Consider the following 21,856-nt stretch of genomic DNA (forward strand, 5'->3'; position numbering starts at 1 on the left):
ATGCAATGGCTCGCAGCGATTTGTGTACGACGACCCGTCTTCGCGACGGTGCTCGTGCTCATTCTGACCGTGGTCGGGCTGTTCTCCTATGTGCAGCTCGGCCTCGATCGCTTCCCGAAGGTCGACTTCCCGGCCGTCGTGATCACCACGATCCTCCCGGGCTCGGCGCCTGAAGAGGTCGAGACGGAGATCAGCGACAAGATCGAGAGCGCGGTCAACACGATCAGCGGCATCGACGAGCTCCGCAGCTCCTCCTCCGAGGGCGTGAGCATGGTCATCGTGACGTTCGTCCTGGAGAAGGACGTCGACGTCGCCTCGCAGGAGGTCCGCGACAAGGTGAACGCGGTCCTCAACGAGCTGCCGCCGGGCATCGAGCAGCCCGTGATCGCGAAGATGGATCCGGACGCCGCGCCGATCCTCACGCTCGCGCTTTCGGGCCCGGGCAACGTGCGTGACGTCACGGAGATCGCGGACAAGACCGTGCGCCGGCAGATCGAGTCGATCAACGGCGTCGGCCAGGTGACGCTGATCGGCGGTCGCCCGCGACAGATCAACGTGTGGATCGACCCGGAGAAGCTCCAGAAGTACGGCATCTCGGGCCCCGAGGTCGAGCGCGCGCTGAAGACGCAGAACATCGAGCTCCCGAGCGGGCGCGTCGAGCAGGGCTCGCGCCAGCTCACGCTCCGCACGCGCGGCCGCGTGGAGTCGATCCGGGAGATGGGCGAGATCGTGGTGGCCACGCGTGACGGCTACGGCGTGCGCCTGAGCGACATCGGCGAGGTCGAGGACGGCACGGCCGAGCCCGAGTCCGTGGGCTTCAAGGGCCAGCGCGCGACGGTCGTGCTCAACGTCCGCAAGCAGAGCGGCACGAACACGGTCGAGGTCGTCAACACCGTCAAGGAGCGCCTCGAGGAGCTCGGCAAGCGCCTGCCCCAGGGCTACACGATCGACATTGCCCGCGATCAGTCCGAGTTCATCGAGAACTCGATCCACTCGGTGAAGGAGCACCTCGTGCTCGGCGCCCTCTGCGCGGCGCTCATCGTGTTCGCGTTCCTCGGCAACGCCCGCTCGACGATCATCGCGGCCGTCGCCATCCCGACGAGCGTCATCAGCACCTTCGGCATCATGCGCGCCGCGGGCTTCACGCTGAACTCGATCACGCTCCTCGCCCTCACGCTCGCCGTCGGCATCGTCATCGACGACGCGATCGTGGTCCTCGAGGTCATCTTCAAGCGGATCGAGGAGAACGACGAGCGGCCCATGCAGGCCGCGATCAACGGGACGAAGGAGATCGGCCTCGCCGTGCTCGCGACGACGCTCTCGCTCGTCGCCGTCTTCCTCCCGGTCGCGTTCATGGGCGGCATCGTCGGCCGCTTCATGAGCTCGTTCGGCTTGACCATGTCGTTCTCGATCATGGTGAGCCTCCTCGTGAGCTTCACCCTGACGCCGATGATGTGCGCGCGGTGGCTGCGCAAGCACGTGAAGAAGGGGAGCGCCGGCCAAGAGAAGGCCGCCGCGACCCCGACCCCGGCCCCGGCCCCGAGCCATGGGCACGGCCACGGCCACGGCGAGTCGACGGGGATCTACGGGGCGATCGAGCGGTTCTACGTCCGGATCCTCCGCTGGTCGATGTCGCACCGCTGGGTGATCGTGGTCTCGTGTGTCGTCGCGCTCTTCTCGATCCCGGTCCTCGCGGGCCGGGCGAACGCGAACTTCCTCCCCGACGAGGACGAGTCGCAGTTCCAGGCGAGCATCCGCGCGAACGAGGGCACGAGTCTCGACGAGATGCGCCTCATCGCGACGCGTATCGTCGGCGATCTCGAGAAGATCGAGGGCGTCGCGTACGCGATCACGACCGTCGGCGACGACGCGCAGAAGACCCCGAACCTCGCGAGCCTCTACGTAAAACTCGTCCCCGCGAACGAGCGCAAGCTCTCGCAGCAGGAGCTCATCGACAAGGCGCGCGCGGAGCTCTTGCCCAGGTACGGCAAGGACTACCGGATCTCGATCGGCCCCGTGAACTCGATGGGCGGCGGCGCGAACTACCCGGTCATGTACCAGATCACCGGCCCGGACATGACGAAGATCTCGTCCTACGCCGAGGCGCTGCTCGCCAAGATGAAGACGCTGCCGGGCGTCGTCGACGCCGACACCTCGCTCATCCTCGGCAAGCCCGAGCTTCGCGCGCACATCGATCGCGAGAAGGCGTCGGATCTCGGCGTGAGCGTCGCCGACATCGCGAGCTCGCTGCGCCTGCTCGTCGGTGGCTACGAGGTGACGAACTACAACGAGAAGGGCGAGCAATACGAGGTCCACGTCCGCGCGGTGCCGAGCTACCGCTCGAACGTCGAGGGGCTCAAGCGGCTCACGGTGCCCTCGATGCGGCTCGGCACGGTCTCGCTGGAGAACCTCGTGTCGTTCACGGAGGGCTCGGGCCCGTCGAAGATCGACCGCTACAACCGGCAGCGGCAGGTCATGCTCATGTGCAACCTGCAGAAGGGCTTCTCGGAGCGCACGGTCATCGAGGCACTCGACAAGGCCGCGAAGGATCTCGGGATGGAGCCGGGCTACTCGGCGAGCGCGACGGGCCGGTCCCGCGAGCTCGGCCGCGCGGCGAAGAACTTCGGTCTCGCGTTCCTGCTCTCGTTCATCTTCATGTACCTCGTGCTCGCGGCGCAGTTCGAGTCGTGGCTGCACCCGATCACGATCCTGCTCAGCCTGCCGCTGACGGTGCCGTTCGCGATCCTCAGCGTGATCATCTTCCGGCAATCGCTGAACATCTTCTCGATGCTGGGCATCCTCGTGCTCTTCGGCGTCGTGAAGAAGAACTCGATTCTCCAGATCGATCACACGCTGAAGCTGCGCGAATCGGGGCTGCCGCGTCTTGAAGCGATCCTGCTCGCGAACAAGGATCGTCTCCGCCCGATCCTGATGACGACGGCGGCGTTCGTGGCCGGCATGGTCCCGCTCGTCGCCTCCAGCGGCGCCGGCGCGGGCACGAACCGCGCGACGGGCTTCGTCATCATCGGCGGCCAGTCGCTCGCGCTCCTCTTGACCCTGCTCGCCACGCCGGTCGCGTATTCGCTCTTCGACGACCTCTCGGTCTGGGCGCGCAATACGTTCAAGTTCGGCTCGAGCGACGACGAAGCCCCGACCGCCGATCCCAATCCGGCCCCGGCGCCGGGTGGGGAATGACGTAGTTCCCGCCTTCGAGCCTCCTCTCCTCCATCCGTGATACGGAGCTCCTCGTGCACGACGCCGAGGAGCTCCGCCGGTTCGCCCGAAAGGACTGGGCCGCCGCCGCGCGCGGCAAGGAGCACTCCTTTCGCGATTGGAAGAGGAAGCACGGCCCTGCCGCCGGGATCCGCATTGCTGGCAAGTTCTCTACGAAGAAGACGCATCCTTCCAAGCCACCGAAGGGAAAGGAACTCGTGGCGCTCGTGCACGACCCGCTCCACACGAGGCCGTATCGACAAGCGTGGCAGTCCATCCTTGCTGCGCCCGTCCTTCACGGGAGCCTGTTGACGAACCCGGACGCCCGGTAGGCGATCCGAAGCGTTCGGCTTCGGGACCCGGAGGCCCGGTCGGCGATCCGAAGCGTTCGGATCGGGTACCCTGCGTCCCGGTCGGCGATCCGGAGCGTTCGGATCGGGTACCCGGGCTCCCGGTAGGTGCACCGAAGCGTTCGGATCGGGTACCGGGGCTCCCGGTGGGCCATCCATTTTACGGCTGAGCACGCGTCCGGTCGTCTGTTCGTGTTCAAAAGCGGGGCACTGGCTATCGCGGGGACACCCTCGCGTCGGTTTCCTGTTGTGGAACTTACACACGATGGCGCCCAGAAGACGGCGCCCATGCTGGATCGCAGTGCGTCCCCACCGCCGCGGGCAGACCTGAAATTGCGCGAGACGCCGCAGAATGTGGCGAATGGAAATCCAGGCTCGGCCCGGACGCGGGATGATCGGACCGGTCAAACGGGGAGCAATGTCCCGCCTCGCGCCGCGGTGAGGTCCCGCTGTTGCAGTGGCGGGGCGCGACCACGGGGCGCCCTCGACGAGGGCGACGAAGCATCGGGATGATGCCGGCGCATTCGCTCGATCGGGAGGAGCCCGAGCGCGAATGCGCCTGCGCGTCACGACAGGGACCGATCCGAGCAATGGGCGCGAGGGCGGACTCCGGGGTCTTGTCTTGTTCGCAATGGGAGGGGGATCGATGCTCAGCTATCGTAGGAGTGGCTTCACAGCGGCATGCCTCGCCATGGTGGGAATGCTGGCGTGCGGTTCGGATGAGCCGCCGGAGGAGCACGTCGGCACGGCTGTGTCCGCCATCGTCGCTGGCCCGGTCGGCACGGCGTCAGGGTTCGAGGATGATGATGGGAACCTCGCGCCGGGGCCGGCCCCCGACGGCTTCGACTGGAACAGCTTCGCCACGACCACGTGGACCGGGTCTGCGCCGAACCGGGCCACGACCAAGTCGACCGCGGGCTGGGACTTCGCCGGTTTCGAAGACCGGCAGGCCTCGAACAGCGACAATTCATTCGCCGGCGGGGTGAAGCAGGACAACAACTGTGCGTCGGTCGGCACGGGCAAGCCCCCGAACAAGGACGACCTCGAGCGGGCTTATTTTGCGACCAAGACCGTGAACGGGAACGTCTTTCTGAACCTCGCCTGGGTCCGCATCCCGCAGAACACGACCTCGCCGTCGGCGCACATTGGCTTCGAGTTCAACAAGGCCACGAGCGGCGCTTGTCCCGCCGGCTCGGGTGGTTTGGTCCAGCGGACCGCAGGCGACATGCTGATCGTGTACGACTTCGAGGGCGGTGCGACCAATACGCCGACCATCACCCTGCGGCGGTGGGTTACCTCCGGGCCATGCGAGGTAGGCAGCAGCTCCGCGCCATGTTGGGGGCCCGCCACGAACCTGACTGCGCTCGGGTTCGCCGAAGCGCGGGTCAATACATCTGGGGCAGTCACGGACGGGATCAGCCCCAGCCCCCCGGATAACCTCGGGACCAATGAATTCGGCGAGGCTGGGATCAACTTGACCGCCGCCGGGGTTTTCCAGCCGGGCGTCTGCGAGGGCTTTGGCAAGGCTTACGCGGTCAGCCGCTCTTCCGGAAACTCGGCGACCGCGGCGATGAAGGATCTCGTGGGCCCGGGCGACTTCAGGATCGCGAACTGCGGCGAGATCAATATCATCAAGCGCACCAACCCGCGGGGCCTCAACCAGAACTTCGGCTTCACCTCCACCATCCCCGGTAACACGAGCTTCAGCCTGAACGACGTCGGCAACACGACCTCGGACAGCGCAGGCAATACCAAGTCCATCACGCAGGTGCAGGCCGGCACGTACACGGTGACCGAGGGGGCCGACCCGGCCGGGTTCCAATTCACCAGCGTGAGCTGCACCGGCACGGGAGGTTCCACCGGGACGCAGGACCCGGCCACGCCGAAGGAGGTCGACATCAACCTCACGGCGGGCGGCTCGGTGACGTGCATCTACGTCAACAGCCAACAGCGCGGTGCCCTCAAGATCATCAAGAACTCGATCAAGGCCGGGGTTCCGTCGCTCCCCGGGGCGAGTTTCACCATCACGACGCCGGCCGGCAGCTCCATCCCCGTCACCACCGGTCCCGATGGCACCGCGTGCGTCGACAATCTGGACTTCGGCACCTACAACGTGACGGAGACGGGCGCGCCGAGCGGCTACGCAATCGACAATCCGAACGCGCAACCCGTGGTGGTGAGCGCGAACGGGACGTGCGCCAGTGGAGCGGCAACGGTCACGTTCACTGACACGCCGCTCACCAACATCGAGTGCAAGGCCACGAGCCAGGCCGTCAACGGCACCAAGAGCAAGATCACCTGCCGCGACGCGAGCGGCACTGTGATCGCAAGCTCGGGAGCGGCATTCATCGATCCCGCGACGGCCGCGGCCAACGGCCTGATGCCCGGGACCTACACCTGCATCATCGAAGTGGATCCCTGATCCACCTCCGATAGCGCCCTTCGCCGCCGCATCCACCTCCGCAGCGGCGGCGAAGGGCGCGCCTCGGCCTCGCGACGCCGGGACGCAAAGAAAGGACTTGCATCCGCTCCCCCCGATCCGTTCCAATCCGGACACCCCTGAAAAGGTCGGAGGAACGATGCCCACCATCCAGAGCGGAGGCAGCCCCGGGACACGGATCGAAGCCGGCGACGCTGTCCTCAGCGCCGCCGCTTCGATCGATACGAGTCCCATCGCCGGGCGGATCGCCGCGTTCGAGAAGATCCACACAAGCTACAGCGCCGCGGCGGCCGCCGCGCAAAAGGCAGCCGAGGCCCTGCGCGCGCAGCAGGAGAAGGTCGCCGAGGCCGACGTCGATCAAGACGGTTCGGTCGATACCCTCGCGAGCGTGCTGCCGGCCGACGGATTGCCCCGCGCCAATCCGTTCAAGCCCTTCGGCGTCGCCGCGCCCAACAAGGTCAAGGAGCTCGGGTACGCCAGGGAGGCCAAAGTCCTCCTCGGCCTGGAGAAGGCCATTCTCAAAAAGAAGGCCTCGTTCTCCCAGCAAAGCCTCGACGCCGCGAAGGCGACCGGCAATGCCGCCCGCAAGGTCGAGGCCGCCATCAAGCCCATCGCGAAGCTCGAAAAGGCGCGCGCGGACGCGATGGCGAAGCGGGATGCGCTGGAGCAGGCCTGGGAGACGGCCTTTGCGAGCCTCAAGCGCGGCGCCAAGGCCGCCGAGGACGACGGGCACCGCGGGCTCTATGCGGCGCTGTTCGAGAGGGCAGCCCCGGCGAAGAAGAAGTCACGCGCGAAAAAGGCGGACGACGCCAGCGCCCCTGCCCAGCCCTGATCCATCACTCAGAACACGACGGCCACGGGACGTTGCGGAGGTAATACTCCCACGTCTGGAAGTTCGACGTGTTGCTCCGCTGCACCTGCCCGCTCGTGCACCAGCGATTCTCGGTCCACGACGTCCCGCGCGCGAGGCACTGGTATTGCACCATCGCGCGTTTCGGCCCGGCGCAGCCGTGAAACTTGTACTGCAGGCAGCTCTCCATGTCGGGCGTGACGTTCACCTTTTGCTCGGAGATCACGCTCGCCGTGTCACACGCGTCGCCGGTCCCGTCTCCATCGCAATCGGATTGCGACGGATTCACGACGCGCGGGCAGTTGTCCGAGATGTCCGAGACGCCGTCGCTGTCGGTATCGATGGGGCCACGGAATTCCGCCTGGCCTGCGGAGGCCACGTGGATCGTTCCGGACATCGTCCCGAGCGCGGCGAACAGCACCGCAATACGAATGGCTCGCTTTGTTCCACGCATGTGATCCCCTGCCGAGCAGGAAGTGCGCCGAGCCTAGACGTATCGCCCCGGGAGGGCCAAATTCCAGGGTTCGGCGCAGCTTCCGGCAGGGGAAATCAGGCGAAAATGTAGCGACGCTGCTTCGCGGCCGCGAGCAGATCCGCGCGGTGATCGGGGTGCGCGATGTCGATGAGCGCGAGCGCGCGCTGGCGAATGTTTTTGCCCCAAAGATCGGCAATACCGTGCTCGGTCACCACGTAATGGACGTCGCCACGGCTCGTCACGATGCCCGCGCCGGCCTCGAGTGTCGCCGCGATGCGGCTGACCGTGCCTTTTTTCGCCGTCGAGCGCATCGCGATGATCGGCTTGCCCCCGCGGCTCCGCGCCGCGCCGCGGATGAAATCCACCTGGCCGCCGATGCCCGAGAAGAAACGCCCGGCGAGCGTGTCGGCCGCGACCTGGCCCGTCAGATCGATCGCCAGCGCCGCGTTGATCGCGATCATCTGGTCGTTCCGCGCGATCGTGAACGGGTCGTTCGTGAAGCTGGACGAGCGCATCTCGAGGAAGGGGTTGTCGTGCACCCAGCGGTAGAGCGCGCGGCTTCCCATCACGAACGAGGTCACGATCTTCCCCGGCAAGAGCGTCTTCTTGCGGCAGGTGATCACGCCTTTTTGGACGAGGTGCATCACGCCGTCGGAAAACATCTCCGTGTGGATGCCGAGATCGTGGTGGCCTTCGAGCGCGGCGAGCGCCGCGTCCGGGATCTTGCCGATGCCCATCTGCAGCGTCGCGCCGTCCGGCACCAGGCTCGCCACGTGGCGGCCGATCGCCCGGTCGACGTCGTCGAGCGGCTCGGCTTCGCGCTCCGGGAGCTCGTCGTCGACGGGCACGAGGTGCGCGATCCGATCCACGTGCAGAAACGAGTCGCCATGGGTCCGCGGCATGCGCGGGTTCACCTCGGCGAGCACGAGATCGGCCGTGTCGATCGCGGCGCGCACGATGTCCACCGACACGCCGAGGCTCACGTAGCCGTGCTCGTCCGGCGGCGAGACCTGCACGAGCGCCACGTCGATCTTCACGCGGCCCGAGCAGATGAGCTGCGGGATCTCCGACAAGAAGACGGGCATGAAGTCGGCGCGCCCCTCGGCCACCGCGTCGCGCACGTTCGCGCCGATGAAAAACGCCGTGTGACGGAAGCGTTTTTCGAGCCCCGGCTTCACGTACGGTGCGGGGCCGAGCGTGAGCAGATGGACGATCTCGTTGCCTTCGAGGTGCGTCCCTTTCTCGGTCATCGCCTCGACGAGCCGCGCCGGCTCCGCCGCGCCCGAGCCGATGAGGATGCGGCGTCCCTTGGGGATCGCCCGTATCGCGCCTTCGGCTGTCGTGATCTTGTCCGCGAAACGCTCGCGCCAATTCATCCGGTTCCCTGTCCTCTCGTCACGCTTCTTCGCGCATGAGGGCGCGGTACGCCATCTGATCTTCGTACATGCGCAGGAACACCTGGTGCTTCCGGTCGTGGAAGCGCGCGACCTCGCCGCCCGTGGGTGCGACGACCGCGCCGGCCTCGCTCATCGCGCCCATCGCCGCGAGCACCGTCGGCTGATCGCCCGAGGCCACGGCGCCGAGGATCGCCGCGCCGAGCAGGACCGCCTCGGGCTCGCGGGGGAGGATCACGCGGCAGCCCGTCACGTCCGCGTGTTCCCGTACGAAGATCGGGTTTTTCGTGTCCCCGCCCGTCGCGTAGAGCGCCTCGATCCGATACCCCGCGTGGTTCATCGCCGCGAGGATGTGCCGCGTCCCGTGCGCGAGCGCCTGGATCGTCGCGAGGTACAGGACCGAAAGCGCATCCACGTCGTCCGCGAGCCCGAGCCCGCTCACCATGCCCTTGAGCGTCGGATCGGCCCGCGGCGACCGGTTTCCGTGGTGATCCGGCAGCACGTGCACGTCCCGCGTGATCTCCGCAGGGAAGGCGTGTTTCGCGGCGAGCGCATCGAGCCGCTCGTTCAAGAGCGCGTACACCGTCGTCCCGCGCCGACGCGCTTCCTCGGCGAGCTCGGGCCCCCGCGCGTGCGAATGCACGACGTGATCGATCAGCGCGCCGGTCGCGCTTTGCCCGCCCTCCGTGAGCCAGAGGCCCGGGATCATCGCCGAGTTGTACGGTCCCCACACGCCCGGCACGAAGCGCGCTTCGCGGGACGAGGCCATGTGGCACGTCGACGTCCCGCCGATGAGCGCGAGCCGCTCCTCCATCGCGGCCTCGTCCGGCGCAACTCCATTCGTTGGGATCCCAAGCAAACCGAGACCGCCGGCGTGCGCGTCGATGATCGGCACCGCCACGGCCGTCCCGGCGCGGAGGCCCAGCTCGGCCGCGGCGCGCTCGGTCAAACCGCCGGCGCGCTCGCCCATCGGACGCACGCGTGTTCCGATGCGTCCATACCCCTCGTCGACGAGATCGCCGAGGCCGATCGAGCGGAAATACGCGTCGTCCCAGCGCCCGATGCTCCCGTCCGCGCCGGGCTCGTGCCCGAGGTACGTCCACTTGCAGACCGTCGTGCAGAGCGACCGCACGTCGTTGCCCGTCGCGCGATAGGCCAGGAAATCCGGCAGATCCAGGAAGCGCGCCGCGCGCCGGTAGCTCGCGGCGAGGTGCGCCTTGAGCCAGACGAGCTTCGGCGTCTGCATCTCCGGCGAGATCACGCCGCCCACGTACCGCAGGACCTCGTGACCGCCCGCGTTGATGCGCGCCGCCTGCTCGATCGCGCGGTGATCCATCCACACGATCACGTTCCAGCGATCGTCGCCCGTGGGGCTGACGGTCACGGGGCGATCTTCGCCGTCGAGCAGCACGAGCGAACACGTCGCGTCGAACCCCACGCCCACCACGAGCTCGGGACGATCGCCCGCCTCGCGGAGGGCCACGCGCGTGGCCTCGCATGCGGCCGTCCAGATCTCGTCGGACGACTGCTCGACGAAGTCCGGCGCGGGGCGGTGGAGCGCGATCGGACGCACGCCGATCCCGAGCTTGCGTCCTTGGCCGTCGAAGAGGGCGGCGCGTACGCTGCCTGTGCCCACGTCGATCCCGAGATAGTGACGGTCTTGCATCCTGGCCGATTATACTCCGCGCCCATGTTTGGCCGGACCCTTCGTTTCGCCCTCGTGCTCGTCGCGACGCTGCTTCTGCTCTCGTGCAACCGCAAGGAGGGCGGCGCGAAGAAGATCGCCGTCATCCCCAAGGGCACGACGCACGAGTTCTGGAAGGCCGTGCACGCGGGCGCCGTCAAAGCCTCGCGCGAGATCGGCGTGGAGATCGTGTGGAAGGGCCCGCTCGCGGAGGACGATCTCAAGGGACAGATCGATGTCGTGCAGAGCTTCGTCGCCCAGGGCGTAAGCGGCATCGTGCTCGCGCCGCTCAACGACAAGGCGCTCGAAAAACCCGTCGCGGGAGCGGTGGCGGCGAACATCCCCGTCGTGATCTTCGACTCGGATCTCGCGGGGAGCGCCCACAAGAGCTTCGTCGCGACCGACAACCTCGCGGCCGGCCGGCTCGCCGGCGAGAAGCTTGCCGCGCTGCTCGGGCAGAAGGGCAAGATCGCGGTGCTCCGTTACCAGGAGGGCTCGGCGAGCACGCAGAAACGCGAGGAGGGCTTTCTCGAGGCCATCCGGAAGATCCCGGACATCAAGGTCGTGAGCGACAACCAGTACGGCGGCGCCACCACGGAGAGCGCCTTCGAGAAGGCCGAGAGCCTGCTCGCCGCGCAGAACGCCGGCAGCGGCGGCGTGGACGGTGTTTTCTGCCCCAACGAATCGACCACGTTCGGGATGCTGCTCGCGCTCCGGAAGGCGGGTCTCGCCGGCAAGATCAAGTTCGTCGGGTTCGACGCGTCGGAGAAGCTCGTGAGCGCGCTCCGGGACGGGCACGTGGACGCGCTCGTCGTGCAGGATCCCTTCAAGATCGGCTACGAGGCGGTGCGCACGATGGCCGAGGTCCTCGCGGGCAAGGCCGTGCCGCCGCGCATCGACACGGGCGCCGTGGTCGTCGACAAGGCGAGTCTCGACAAACCGGAGACGAAGGCGATCGTCGCGCCCGACCTCACGCCGTGGCTCGGCAAGTGAGCGGTCTCGTCGCGCGCGGCGTGGCGAAGGCCTACGGCGCGACGATCGCGCTCGCCGGGGTCGATCTCGAGGTCCGCGCGGGCGAGGTGCACGCGCTGCTCGGCGAGAACGGCGCGGGCAAGAGCACCCTCGTGAAGATCCTGGCCGGCGCGGTCAAGCCGGACGGCGGGACGCTCACGCTCGACGGCGCGCCTTACGCGCCGAGAGACCCCGCCGCCGCCCGCGCGGCAGGCGTGCGCCTCGTCAGCCAGGAGCGCGCGCTCTGCCCGCACATGACCGTGGAGGAAAACGTCCTGCTCGGCGGCGAGCCCACGCGGCTCGGCGTCCTCAAGCGCGAGGAAGCGCGGGGGGTCGCGGCGCGCGCGCTCCTCGCGATCGATCCTTCGGGCGCGAAGAAACATCGCTTGCGGCCCGACGCGCTCGTGCGGGACCTCGGCCCCGGAGAGCGGCAGCTCGTGGAGATCGCGCGCGCCATCACCGAGCCGCGTTGCCGCTTGCTCCTGCTCGACGAGCCTACGTCGAGCCTCGGCGCCGACGATGTCGAGGCCCTCTTCTCCGTCGTCGCGCGCCTGCGCGAGGCCGGCCTCGCCATCGTGTACATCTCGCACCACCTCGACGAGATCCGCCGCATCGCCGATTGCTTCACGGTCATCCGTGACGGCCGCACGGCCGGGACTGGGCGCGTCGCGGAGGCCACGCCTGCGGACATCGTCACCATGATGGCCGGTCGATCCATCGAGGATCTCTACCCCCGATCGCCGCGTGTCCCCGGCGACGTCGTCCTCGGGGCGCGTGATCTCGCGGGCGCGGGTTTGCCCGTGCGCGCGAGCTTCGAGCTTCGCCGTGGCGAGGTGCTCGGCATCGCCGGCCTCGTCGGCTCGGGCCGCACCGAGCTTCTCCGCGCGATCTTTGGCCTCGAACGCGTGCGCCGCGGCGAGGTCCGCGTGGGCGCGTACGTCGGCCCGGCCTCGCCAGCGGCCCGGCTCGCGCAGGGCGTGGGCTTGCTCAGCGAGGATCGTGGCGGCGAGGGCCTCGCGCTTGGGCTTTCGATCGCGGACAACGTCACGCTTTCGCGGCTCGTCGGCCTGGGACCGCTCGGGTTCGTCGCGCCTTCTCGCATGCGCGCGGCGGCCGCGCGGTTCATCGAGAAGCTCGGCATCGTCTGCGCGGGCCCCGACGCGCCCACCTCGTCGCTTTCGGGCGGCAACCAGCAGAAGGTCGCGCTCGCGCGGCTGCTATACCACGACGTCGACGTGCTCCTGCTCGACGAGCCCACGCGCGGCGTGGACGTGGGCGCCCGCGCCGCGATCTACGCGCTCATCGACCGGCTCGCGTGTGAATCGAACAAGGCCGTGCTCGTGGTGTCGAGCTCGGCCGAGGAGCTCGTGGGGATCGCGGATCGCATCGCGGTCATGCACAAGGGCGAGCTCGGCCCGGCGCGGCCGGTGGGTGAGCTCGACGTCCGCGCGGTGATGCTGGAGCAGGCAGGGGCCTCATGAAGTACTTGCGTAAGTACCCGTTCCTCGGCCCGCTCGTGGCCGTCGTCGTCGTTTATGTGATCTTCGCGATCGTCGCGGGTGGCTCGTTCACGCGGGCGGAGAACCTCACGACGATGGCTGGCCAGACCGTGGTCGTCGGGATCGCGGCGAGTGGCATGACGCTCGTGATCCTGCTCGGCGGGATCGATCTCTCGGTCGGCTCGAACGTCGCGCTCTCCACGGTCGTCTGCGCGCTCTGCCTGAAAGAGGGCGCGCCCGCGATCCTCGCTGCCGTGGCGGCCATGGCGAGCGGGCTCGTTGCGGGGCTCTTGAACGGCGCGCTTGTCACGACGTTGCGGATCACGCCGTTCATCGTGACGCTCGGCACGATGCGGGCGCTTCGCGGCCTCGCGAAGGGGCTCGCGGACGAGCAGAAGATCGACGCGCCTTCCTCGGGCATCGAGGCCCTCGTCGCCCCGCTCCCGCCTGGCTACGGCTGGGCCCTGTTTCCGCCGGGCGTGTGGATCATGCTGGCCACCTCCGCGCTCGTGGCCGCGATGCTTGTGTACACCAAAGGCGGCCGGCACATCGTGGCCATCGGCTCGAACGAGGCCACGGCGCGGCTCTGCGGCGTGCGCGTGGAGCGCGTGAAATGGCTCGTCTACGGCCTTGCGGGCCTCTTCGCCGGGCTCGCGGGTGTGATGGAGTTCTCGACGTTGACGGTTGGGGATCCAACGGACTCGATTGGCCTCGAGCTCGAGGTGATCGCGGCTGTGGTGATTGGCGGCGGCTCCCTCGCGGGTGGTGAAGGCTCGGTTGCGGGCGCGCTCTTTGGCGCCCTCCTGATGACCGTGATCCGCACGGGATCGACCTACCTTGGCATCGACAACTGGGTGCAGGACATCGTGACGGGCGGGATCGTCGTGACCGCGGTCGCGCTCGATCGCGCGCGGCGCGCGAGCGAAACGCGCCGCTGAACCGATGCCCCTTGGATCGACCGCATCGCGGTCGATCCACCACCGGTCCAGCGCTTGCGCTGGTCCGGGGCCAGGGGTGGACACCCCCTGGTCGGGCCCGGGGGGAAAACCCGGCGCAACGCCGTGAAAACCCCTAACTCGCCTCGCGCAGCCCTGCGAGCAACGACACCAGCTCGGAGGGCTCGAACGGCTTCGCGAGGTGCGCGCGGTAGCCTGCGGCGAGTGCGCGTTCTCGGTCCTCTGGCCGCGCGAATGCGGTCACTGCGACGGCGACGACCTCCTTTCCGTGCCCGTTCCGGCGCGCCCGGAGCTCCCGCAGGAGCGCGTATCCATCCATGTCTGGCATGCCGATGTCGCTCACGATGAGATCGATCGTCTGCGATGCCGACACGTCGAGCGCCTCCGCGGCCGAGGAGGCTGTGCACACGACTGCCTCGTGCTCCTCCAGCACGCGCTTCACGAGCTCCCGTGAATCGGCCTCGTCGTCGACCACGAGCACCGCCACGCCTTGCAGGTTTCGCGGATCGTTTGCGCGCACGCTTGGGGGCAGCCGCGAGGGGGGACGGCTGCGCTCGCTGGCCTCGCAGGGCAGCTCGACCTTGAACGTTGCGCCTTTGCCGTGGCCCTCGCTCTCGGCGCACACCACGCCCCCGTGCAGCTCGACGAGACGCTTCACGATGGAAAGCCCCAGGCCGAGACCGCCGTGCCGCCGCGCCATCGAGGAGTCGGCCTGGCGGAATCGTTCGAACAGAAACGGAAGGAACTCGGGCGCGATGCCCTGACCCGTGTCCCGCACGGTGATCACTGCGCCCTCGCCCTCTTGCTTCAGGTTGACCTCGACGCGCCCGCCCTTCGGCGTGAACTTGATTGCGTTCGAGACCAGGTTCCACACGATCTGCTGCAGGCGCGCCGGGTCGCCGCGCACCGCGACGCGCGCTGGATCCGGGGGCCCGCGCAGTGCGACGCCCTTGGCTTCCGCGGAGGCGCGACAGGCCTCGATGGCGGCTTCCACCACGGGCGAGAGCTGCGTTGGCTCGAGCTCCACGTGGATCTTGCCTGCGACGATGCGGCTCACGTCGAGCAGATCGTTGATGAGCTGCGCCTGGAGGTGCGTGTTCCGCTCGATCACGGCGAGCCCCTTGGCGAGCTGCTCCGGCCGGATCCCGGGCCGTTGCACGAGCTGCGCCCAGCCGAGGATCGCGTTCAGCGGTGTGCGCAGCTCGTGCGACAGCGTCGCGAGGAACTCGTCCTTCATGCGGCTCGCCCGCTCGGCCTCGGCTCGCGCTGCGCGCTCGCTCTCCAGCAGGAACAGACGCTCGATGGCGGCCTTCTTCTCCTCGGTCACGTCGCGGCTGATCCCCACGATCCGGGCCAGCTTGCCTTCCTCGTCGTAGGTGATGCGCCCGAGCGAATGGATCCAGCGCTCGCCTTTCTCCGGGTGCAGGATGCGGAACTCGTGCGTGAAGTCTGGCCTCCGCTCCGCCGTGCGACGAGCCATGTCGGCGTCGGCCTCCGGCAGGTCGGCCGGATGCACCCGGCTGCGCCAGTCGGCGAGGCGGAGCGGGCGGTTCTTCAGGTCGTGCCCGTAGAGCTCGTACTGGGTGTCGGACCACGTGTAGAGGTCGCTCGCGACGTCGTACTCCCACCACCCGGCCTTCGCCCCGTCGAGCGCCATGCGCAGCCGATCCGCGCTCTCGGCGAGGGCGGCTGCGGCCTCCCTTTGCTCGGTGACCTCCTCGCAGACCACGTTGATGCCGACGATGGTCCCGCTCGCATCCCGCAGCGGGAAAAAGCTCTCCATCCAGACCCGCTTCTTGCCGGGCTGGGCGGGCGTCTCGCCGACGAGCTCCACGTCCTTTTGTGGCACGCCCGTCTCCAGGATTTGGCGCAGCATCGGCTCGGCCACGTCCGCGATGTTCGGCAGAAGCTCGCGCACCGAGCGGCCGATGTGCGCGGCGGAGGAAATGCCGTTGATCTCGGCGAGCCGCTGGTTGATTCGTACCCAGCGGAGCTCCCGATCGAGCACGCAGAGCCCGATCGGCGCGGCGGCATACGTCGCTTCGAGCTCGGCGAGCTGGCGGCGCGCGACGGCCTCGCTCTCCCGCAGCGCCTCCTCGGCCCTTCGCGCGACCCGGAGGGAAGCCATGACCTCGCGCTCGCTCGCTTCCAGCGCGGCCGCGCGTTCGGCGATGCTCCGTTCGAGCTCCGCATTGCGACGACGAACCTCGGCCTCGGCTCGAATACGCGCTTCGAGATCACGCGAAACGGCGGCCTCTCGCGCGCGCCGCGCTCGCTCGTTGAGCACGCTGATGCCGAGCCCCGTGATCACGAACAGGGCGAGGCGCGCCTGATCCGCGAGCGAATCGACGTGCAGACTGCCGAGCGGGCTCAGGAAGAGCACGAGCCCGAGGAACCCGCAGAGACACGTGGTGAAGATGCCCGCCCAGAGCCCGCCGTACGCGGCGGCGATGGCTACGGGCAGGAGCAGGGCGAGGAGGGGAGCATTGCCGTCCAACCACGGTTCCAGGGAGAACCGGACGAGGACGATGACGAGCATGACTGCGATCGAGAGGCCGTAGGCGTGCGGCCACGTCTTCCCGGGCCCCGGCCCGACATGATCGCTCCGGGGGGCCTCGAGCCGCGCTGCGCGGCATTCGTCGGCTGTTTGCATCGACCCTCGCTCGGAACGGCGGAACCGAGGCGCTTCCGTCTCGCTCGACAAGGCTAACGAGAACGCAACACGTTGGCAACGTGGACTGCATTCTCGTCTCGCTCGCCTACGCCCGGTCGATATCCCTGAAAAAGATACCGACCGAGCGGAGCGTTCGTGCGCCCTAGCCCGCCCGATCGGCCAGGATTCGTACCTTGAAGCCGAGCTCGCGCGACAGCGCGACCATCTCGTCGAACACGTCCCCGTAGGCCACGGCCACGTGGTTCGAGAGGTAATGCGCCATCAGCGTATCGCGGCCGATGCCCATATCCGCGGCCATGAACGGCCATTCCCGCGTCGTGCCCTCCCACCAGGCATCACGCACCGCGGGCGGGAGTTTTACCACTTCACCCTTGCCGATATCCATCCAGAGCGCGCCTTCCTTGATGTACGTGCGCGCCCAGGTCATGGCCCCGGGCAAACTCTCGCCCGCGAGCGTGCCGCCCGGCGTCGGGAAATACATCGCCGGCTGCCTGTAGCTATGCGCGCCGCGCAGCGTGTCCTTGTCGTGGTTGAACGCGTATGCGCCGCACGATCCCGAGTTCAGGAGCACCCACAAGAATCGCCCCTCGTGCTCGGCTCCCCAGCGCACGTCGTGGAACATCACGGCCTCGTGCAGGCCTTTTTCCCGCAGGAGACGCTTCATCAGCTCCATCGGGATGGCGTTGCCCTGATCGGCCTCGGTCGCACACGCGATCGTCGTGCCGTTCGATTCGGGCCGGCAGGCCGAGTTGAACAGGCCCTCGGCGAGGTCCGAGGGCGGGCGCAGCGGGATCAGCCCGAGCTGGTATTGCCAGCCCAGACAATCGGCCTTGTATTCGTTCACCATGTCGAGCACCACGAGGTAATCGCGGAGCTGCTCGCGCGTGGCGCGCTCGTCGAAATCGGCCGCGCCGTTCTCGCCCCAGTGGAACGTGAGCCCCCGATCCTTCACGAACCGGAGCGCGTCGTCGATCCGTTTTTCCGAGATTCCGCGGCCCCGATCGATGATCCAGGCCTGATCGATCTTGTGCTCCGTGAACCCGTGCTTGTTCAGGAGCCGCGGCCCGAAATACCCGTTGATCATGCCCATCGAGGTGTCGCCGAGCATGAGCAGGAGCACCCGCCGCTTGTGGATCTCCGCGGCCACCTTCCGGGCGATCGCCTCCGCCGCCGGCGCGACCGGGCCGGGCTCGCGGATCGCGTCCTCGGGCCAGGTGAGGCGGCCCGTCCGACACCATGTATCGAGCCGATCCATGAATGCCTTGTCTGCGGTCCAGTCCTCCGCGTCCGTCCAGATCCGCGAGAACGGCCGATCCAGGCTCTCCAGGCAGGCGCCCGTGTTCAGGAGGCCCACGAGACCCGGCCAGCGGCCCGAGAAATTCGAGGCCAGGAGCAAGGGGTTTTCCTTGCCGACCACGCCGTCCGTCGTGTGTGGCCCGTAAAACCAGTGCACGCACACGCCGATCATCGGATCGTCGATCGGCCCGAGCTTCTCGATGGACTCGTGGGGTTTGGACAGGAACCCTTCGACCCGGTAGGGCGAATGGCCGAGCTTCTGGAGCGCGCGCTCCATCTGGATCGTCGCGGCCGTGATGCTGGGGACAGCGACCTCGTTGGGCTTGGCCCGCGCGTCGCCGGGCCAGAACAGGGCGATCTTCTTCATCGCCCTGCAATCGACCACACGGCGGCCGGCGTCAAGCGCGCTCGAAGAGCCTCTCGTGCAGCACCGCGGCCGCCGCGCCTACGTCCTTGTCGGCCACGAGCATCGTCAGGCTGATGCTCTTCATGCCGTAACTCACCATTTCCACGTTCACGCCTGCGTCCGCGACGGCCTGCAAGATCGCCGCGCCAAGCCCCGCCTGCTCCGCGAGCTTCCGGCCCACCACGACCATCAGCGTCTTTCCCGCCTCGACCCGCACCTCGCCGAGCCGCTCGAGGTCCGAAAGCGCGCGCTCCAGAGGCTCGCGCCGGTCCGTCGTGAACGACACGCTCACCTCCGAGGTCGCGATCATGTCGACCACGACCTCGTGCCGCCCGAGCGCCTGGAACGCCTCGCCGAGGAAACCCGCCGCCCCGAACATGCGCGTCGACAGCATCGTCACGGCGAGCTGCCCTTCCTTGTAGGCGATGCTCGTCGCGGGCAGCTCGCTCGCGGGCGCGGACTCGCGGATGACCGTGCCGGGGTGCTCGGGCCGGTTCGTGTTGAGCACGCGGACCGGGATGTTCTTCTGCATCGCCGGAACGAGCGTCGACGGGTGCAGGACGCGGCTGCCGAAGTAGGCGAGCTCCGCGGCCTCGTCGAAGCGCATCTCGGAGATCGAGCGGGCCTTCTTCACGACGCTCGGATCCGCGGTCATCACGCCGTCGGTGTCGCTCCAGATCTCGACCTCCTCGGCGGCGATCGCGGCGCCGACGAGCGTCGCCGTGAGATCACTGCCGTTGCGGCCGACGGTCGTGATGTCGCCGGCCTCGGTTTTCCCGACGAAGCCCGTCACGATCGGCACGACGCCGGCCGGCACGCGCTCGCGCACCGCGCGCTGCATCGCGGCCTCGTAGCCGGGCAGGGGACGCGCCGAGCCGAACGCCGCGTCCGTGAGGAAGCCGAGATCCCAGACGTCGAAGGCCTGCGCCGGAAAACCTTGTCGCGTGAAGAAGTCGGCGATGACCCGCACGGCCATGCGCTCGCCGAAGCTCGCGGCGTAGTCGAGGCTGCGCAAGCTGAGCTCCCGCACGAGCGACAGGCCCCGGTAGAGGGCCGAGATCTCCTCGAAAAAGGGCGCGAGCAGGGCGTCGTCGCAGCCGAGCTCGCGGGCGATCGCGGTCTGGCGCTCGATCACGCGCTCGGGGGCGTAGACGCCGCGGGCGGCCTCGCGCGCGCCCGAGAGCAGCGCGTCGGTCATGCCTTTGTGGGCCGAGCTCACGACGAGCGGCGTACGCGCCGCGCGCCCGCGGACGATCGCGAGCACCTTCTCGATCTGCTTGCGGTTGGCGACGGAGCTGCCGCCGAACTTCATGACGATCATGGCGGCCGGACGGTAGCGCAGTGCGTCGAAACGTGCAGCCGGTTTCTCTTGATTTGCCCGTGAAGTCGGGCGAACGAGATTCCGGTTTTACGGCGAATGTCCGAGCACGGCGCGAACGGCAAGACCGGCGAGCGCGCCGCCGATGACGATCCACGTCGCATTGATCTTTGGCTGCATCGCGACGGGCAAGGCGGCGGCGAGGATCAGCCATGCGGGCAGATCGACGAGCGCGCCGCGGCCGAGGGCGATCGTGGCGGCGACGAGCAGGCCGAGCGAGGCGGCGGCGGCGCCGTCGAGCAGGCCTGCGAGGCGGGGCGCGGCGCGCATCTTCGGCAGGATCGGCGCGCTCGCGCGAACGAACACGAAGCTTGGGAGGAAGATGGCGAGTGTGGCGACGGCTGCGCCGGCGGGGCCTTCGATCAGGTAGCCGATGAATGTCGCGGTGGAGAGCACGGGCCCCGGCGTGAACTGGCCGATCGCGACCGCGTCGAGTAGCTCCGCCTCGGTGAGCCAGCCCCGCTCGGTCACGAGCCCTGCGCGGAGCAGCGCGATCAGCACGTATCCGCTGCCGTAGAGGATGCTTCCGACTTTGAGGAAAAACAGCCCGAGCGGCAGGAGCTTTCCCCCGCCCGCGGCCGCGGAAGCGGCAAGGGGAAAGGCGAGCACGGCGGGCGACGACCCCGCCTTTTTCGTCTCCGCGGCCGGCTTTTCGGGCGGCTTCTTCGAGCCCGGGACGATTGCGCCGAGCGCCGCGCCTCCGAAGAGCACGCCGATCTCGTTCACGCCGAGCACGCTCGCCGCGGCCGCGGCGAGGCCGAGCGAAAGGAAGAAATAATCCTTCTTTCGAGGCAGGACGAGCCGCGCCATGGCCGCGAGCACGATCGAGAGCATCGCGGGCTTCAGGCCATAAAGCAGCCCTTCGAGGGCGGGGAGCGTGCGCAGACGCTCGTAGGCCATTGCGAACCCGGCCGTGATCAGCGCGGCCGGCAGAATGAAGCAGGCTCCGGCAGCCACGAGCCCCGGCGTTCCGGCGCGGCGATAGCCGAGATGAATCGCCATTTCGGTCGAGTTCGGCCCGGGGATCAGGTTCGTCGCGGCGAAGAGATCCAGAAACTCTTCGCGCGTCACCCATTTCCGGCGGACGACGACCTCGGCCTCCATGAGCGCGACGTGCGCGGCGGGGCCGCCGAACGAGGTGAATCCGAGGCGTAAAAACAAGAGCGCCACCTCGCGCAGCCGGCCCGGATCGGCTGCGGCGGGTGGCGCCGGGGGAGGCGTTGCCTCCTCGCTCAGATGTGGACTCCGAAGGTGAGCATGGCGTCGATCTCGCGCTCGGCGACGAGCCAGTCCTCGACGGGATTGGTCTTCCCGAATCCGAGCGTCTCGGCCCGGCGATACGCGGCGAGCGCGATCATCCGGCGGCGTTCTTCGATCGAGATGGGCCTGCGCTCGGAGGCGGCGGGCGCTTTGGAATCCTCGTCGGTCGCGGCCGGCTCTGCTGCGGGCGTGGGCGCGACGGCGACGGGCGGCGGCGCGATCGACTCCGCGATGGCGGCGGCTGCGGCGGTTTTCGCGCCCTTCTTGCCTGCTTCGCTCTTCTTTTGCGCTGCCTTCTTGCCTTTCGTCTTCATCGATCTCTCCTCGGTGGGTTCTTCCGGGCGAGGCGGCTCCTAACGTGGCCGCGGGCGAGGGGGCAAGTTCGTGGCGGCCGGGCGCACCCAGGAGCGGTACGGACGTTGCGATACGTCCGGGCATGAAGCGCCAGGCGTTCATGCGCAGGGTTCTGGTGGGAATGGGCCTCGTGGCCCTCGTGGCCTCCTCCGCGAGCGCGGACGAGCTCACCTATCCAGAGGAGGCGACGGGCGAGGGGACATCGGCGCTCGTGGCGCAGGGGCAGATGTGCCGCGCGCGTTGTTGCAATGGGCATAGGTCCGACCGGTTTTGGCAGGCCCCTATGCTGTGTCGCCTATGGGCCCAGGGTTTCTGCAAGGCCCGCGGGAGCCTGCTGACGGAGGCGCGATTCGGTCTCGTCCGGGTCTGGAACCAGTATTGCCCCGTGCCATGACGTGCGAGAGACGAGGGCGGATCGTCGCCTCGGGCGTGATCCTCTTCCACTCGCCTGCATGGGCGATTCCACCTCTGCCATGAGCCTGAGCATTGGTCTCTTCTTGGGCCCGCCGCGCCGGGGCGCTGCCCCGGGCCCCGCGGGGGCTGTTCGCCCCTCGACCCGAACCAGGGCAAGCCCTGGACCGTTCGTGGAAGAACTGCGCATCGCGCAGTTCTTCCA

Annotated in this window: 16 protein-coding genes; 8 read left to right on the forward strand and 8 right to left on the reverse strand. The window is 68.4% G+C overall.

The annotated features are described in order from the left end of the window. The 4 genes from KEG38_RS43480 to KEG38_RS43495 all read left to right on the forward strand — a co-directional run bounded on the left by KEG38_RS43480 (position 1) and on the right by KEG38_RS43495 (position 6,835). A complete protein-coding gene (locus tag KEG38_RS43480) occupies positions 1–3,195 on the forward strand; it encodes an efflux RND transporter permease subunit (RefSeq protein WP_272426663.1) in 3,195 nt (1,064 codons plus the stop codon). Positions 3,196–3,248: 53 nt separating this feature from the next. After that, the gene (locus tag KEG38_RS43485; RefSeq protein WP_272426664.1) at positions 3,249–3,545 is read left to right on the forward strand and encodes a hypothetical protein; all 297 of its coding nucleotides are present in this window, start codon (positions 3,249–3,251) and stop codon (positions 3,543–3,545) included. Between the two features lie 664 nt (positions 3,546–4,209). Then, positions 4,210–5,985: an MSCRAMM family protein gene (locus KEG38_RS43490; protein ID WP_272426665.1), complete on the forward strand. Its 1,776-nt coding sequence runs from the start codon at positions 4,210–4,212 to the stop codon at positions 5,983–5,985. 157 nt (positions 5,986–6,142) lie between these two features. After that, positions 6,143–6,835, forward strand: coding sequence for a hypothetical protein (locus KEG38_RS43495; protein WP_272426666.1), 693 nt, complete (start codon positions 6,143–6,145; stop codon positions 6,833–6,835). Positions 6,836–6,839: 4 nt separating this feature from the next. Here KEG38_RS43495 and KEG38_RS43500 read toward each other — a convergent pair whose 3' ends face one another. The 3 genes from KEG38_RS43500 to KEG38_RS43510 form a co-directional block, all read right to left on the reverse strand. Then, positions 6,840–7,307 carry a thrombospondin type 3 repeat-containing protein gene (locus KEG38_RS43500; protein ID WP_272426667.1) on the reverse strand — a complete coding sequence of 156 codons (468 nt, stop codon included), beginning with the start codon at positions 7,305–7,307 and terminating at the stop codon, positions 6,840–6,842. Between the two features lie 95 nt (positions 7,308–7,402). After that, positions 7,403–8,704, reverse strand: a complete 1,302-nt coding sequence (locus KEG38_RS43505) for an acetyl-CoA hydrolase/transferase family protein (protein WP_272426668.1) — start codon at positions 8,702–8,704, stop codon at positions 7,403–7,405. 19 nt (positions 8,705–8,723) lie between these two features. Further along, positions 8,724–10,388, reverse strand: coding sequence for an FGGY-family carbohydrate kinase (locus tag KEG38_RS43510; protein WP_272426669.1), 1,665 nt, complete (start codon positions 10,386–10,388; stop codon positions 8,724–8,726). A 24-nt stretch (positions 10,389–10,412) separates the two neighbouring features. Between KEG38_RS43510 and KEG38_RS43515 the strand changes: the two genes are divergently transcribed. From KEG38_RS43515 to KEG38_RS43525, 3 genes are read left to right on the forward strand one after another with little or no spacing between them, the layout of a single operon-like run. After that, the gene (locus tag KEG38_RS43515; RefSeq protein ID WP_272426670.1) at positions 10,413–11,399 is read left to right on the forward strand and encodes an ABC transporter substrate-binding protein; all 987 of its coding nucleotides are present in this window, start codon (positions 10,413–10,415) and stop codon (positions 11,397–11,399) included. After that, the gene (locus KEG38_RS55835; protein ID WP_272426671.1) at positions 11,396–12,898 is read left to right on the forward strand and encodes a sugar ABC transporter ATP-binding protein; all 1,503 of its coding nucleotides are present in this window, start codon (positions 11,396–11,398) and stop codon (positions 12,896–12,898) included. The genes KEG38_RS43515 and KEG38_RS55835 overlap by 4 nt, the downstream gene beginning before the upstream one ends. Then, positions 12,895–13,854 (forward strand): ABC transporter permease, encoded by a 960-nt coding sequence (locus KEG38_RS43525; protein WP_272426672.1) that lies wholly within the window; start codon positions 12,895–12,897, stop codon positions 13,852–13,854. The genes KEG38_RS55835 and KEG38_RS43525 overlap by 4 nt, the downstream gene beginning before the upstream one ends. Before the next feature lie 133 nt (positions 13,855–13,987). Here KEG38_RS43525 and KEG38_RS43530 read toward each other — a convergent pair whose 3' ends face one another. The 5 genes from KEG38_RS43530 to KEG38_RS43550 all read right to left on the reverse strand — a co-directional run bounded on the left by KEG38_RS43530 (position 13,988) and on the right by KEG38_RS43550 (position 21,200). After that, positions 13,988–16,525 carry a hybrid sensor histidine kinase/response regulator gene (locus KEG38_RS43530; protein WP_272426673.1) on the reverse strand — a complete coding sequence of 846 codons (2,538 nt, stop codon included), beginning with the start codon at positions 16,523–16,525 and terminating at the stop codon, positions 13,988–13,990. A 163-nt stretch (positions 16,526–16,688) separates the two neighbouring features. After that, positions 16,689–18,209 carry a hypothetical protein gene (locus KEG38_RS43535; RefSeq protein ID WP_272426674.1) on the reverse strand — a complete coding sequence of 507 codons (1,521 nt, stop codon included), beginning with the start codon at positions 18,207–18,209 and terminating at the stop codon, positions 16,689–16,691. A gap of 31 nt (positions 18,210–18,240) precedes the next feature. Then, positions 18,241–19,569: an aspartate kinase gene (locus tag KEG38_RS43540; protein WP_272426675.1), complete on the reverse strand. Its 1,329-nt coding sequence runs from the start codon at positions 19,567–19,569 to the stop codon at positions 18,241–18,243. 87 nt (positions 19,570–19,656) lie between these two features. Beyond that, positions 19,657–20,796, reverse strand: a complete 1,140-nt coding sequence (gene chrA, locus KEG38_RS43545) for a chromate efflux transporter (RefSeq protein ID WP_308215657.1) — start codon at positions 20,794–20,796, stop codon at positions 19,657–19,659. Positions 20,797–20,858: 62 nt separating this feature from the next. Continuing rightward, positions 20,859–21,200 carry a DUF2934 domain-containing protein gene (locus KEG38_RS43550; protein WP_272426677.1) on the reverse strand — a complete coding sequence of 114 codons (342 nt, stop codon included), beginning with the start codon at positions 21,198–21,200 and terminating at the stop codon, positions 20,859–20,861. Positions 21,201–21,322: 122 nt separating this feature from the next. Here KEG38_RS43550 and KEG38_RS43555 point away from each other — a divergent pair, with 122 nt between their 5' ends. Further along, positions 21,323–21,634, forward strand: a complete 312-nt coding sequence (locus tag KEG38_RS43555; protein WP_272426678.1) for a hypothetical protein — start codon at positions 21,323–21,325, stop codon at positions 21,632–21,634. Positions 21,635–21,856: the final 222 nt, after the last annotated feature.

The sequence above is a fragment of the Polyangium jinanense genome (assembly GCF_028435265.1).
Taxonomy (GTDB): domain Bacteria; phylum Myxococcota_A; class Polyangia; order Polyangiales; family Polyangiaceae; genus Polyangium; species Polyangium jinanense.

What these genes read in the sequence shown, in the direction of transcription:
- KEG38_RS43480 (WP_272426663.1), top strand. Translation starts at nt 1, where the DNA reads ATGCAATGGCTCGCAGCGATTTGTGTACGACGACCCGTCTTCGCGACG.
- KEG38_RS43490 (WP_272426665.1), top strand. Translation starts at nt 4,210, where the DNA reads ATGCTCAGCTATCGTAGGAGTGGCTTCACAGCGGCATGCCTCGCCATG.
- KEG38_RS43495 (WP_272426666.1), top strand. Translation starts at nt 6,143, where the DNA reads ATGCCCACCATCCAGAGCGGAGGCAGCCCCGGGACACGGATCGAAGCC.
- KEG38_RS43500 (WP_272426667.1), bottom strand. Translation starts at nt 7,307, where the DNA reads ATGCGTGGAACAAAGCGAGCCATTCGTATTGCGGTGCTGTTCGCCGCG.
- KEG38_RS43505 (WP_272426668.1), bottom strand. Translation starts at nt 8,704, where the DNA reads ATGAATTGGCGCGAGCGTTTCGCGGACAAGATCACGACAGCCGAAGGC.
- KEG38_RS43510 (WP_272426669.1), bottom strand. Translation starts at nt 10,388, where the DNA reads ATGCAAGACCGTCACTATCTCGGGATCGACGTGGGCACAGGCAGCGTA.
- KEG38_RS43515 (WP_272426670.1), top strand. Translation starts at nt 10,413, where the DNA reads ATGTTTGGCCGGACCCTTCGTTTCGCCCTCGTGCTCGTCGCGACGCTG.
- KEG38_RS43525 (WP_272426672.1), top strand. Translation starts at nt 12,895, where the DNA reads ATGAAGTACTTGCGTAAGTACCCGTTCCTCGGCCCGCTCGTGGCCGTC.
- KEG38_RS43530 (WP_272426673.1), bottom strand. Translation starts at nt 16,525, where the DNA reads ATGCAAACAGCCGACGAATGCCGCGCAGCGCGGCTCGAGGCCCCCCGG.
- KEG38_RS43535 (WP_272426674.1), bottom strand. Translation starts at nt 18,209, where the DNA reads ATGAAGAAGATCGCCCTGTTCTGGCCCGGCGACGCGCGGGCCAAGCCC.
- KEG38_RS43540 (WP_272426675.1), bottom strand. Translation starts at nt 19,569, where the DNA reads ATGATCGTCATGAAGTTCGGCGGCAGCTCCGTCGCCAACCGCAAGCAG.
- KEG38_RS43550 (WP_272426677.1), bottom strand. Translation starts at nt 21,200, where the DNA reads ATGAAGACGAAAGGCAAGAAGGCAGCGCAAAAGAAGAGCGAAGCAGGC.
- KEG38_RS43555 (WP_272426678.1), top strand. Translation starts at nt 21,323, where the DNA reads ATGAAGCGCCAGGCGTTCATGCGCAGGGTTCTGGTGGGAATGGGCCTC.